Source organism: Bacillus salacetis, from assembly GCF_003581585.1.
Lineage (GTDB): Bacteria > Bacillota > Bacilli > Bacillales > Bacillaceae_B > Rossellomorea > Rossellomorea salacetis.
In genome coordinates this window covers 1-278 of record NZ_QXIR01000107.1, presented here as the reverse complement: position 1 = coordinate 278, position 278 = coordinate 1, and the positions used below count along the sequence as shown (strand labels likewise).

Annotated in this window: 1 protein-coding gene; it reads left to right on the top strand. The window is 41.4% G+C overall.

Going from position 1 to position 278, the window contains the following annotated elements; translation table 11 throughout:
- Positions 1-278: recombinase family protein (locus tag D3H55_RS25535; protein WP_205685528.1), on the top strand; the 278-nt coding region annotated here is incomplete at both ends.

The window sequence follows — 278 nt, the reverse complement described above, 5'->3', positions numbered from 1 at the left end:
TTTTTAACTCATAAACGCGTTCGCAACCATGATATTCAGCCACAATATTATGTGAAGAACACCCATCCAGCAATTATTAGCGAAGAAACCTTTGAGGCTGTTCAACAAGAAATGAAAAGGCGAAGCTTGATGATGAGGGACCCGGATAAAAAATATCGACAACACTTTAGTGGACACAGTCCATTTTCTAACCAATACTTTTGTGGAGAATGCGGAAGGCCCGTTATACGAAGGCGGATGACTTCAAGCAGGAAGGGTGAGAAGTATTACATTTCTGC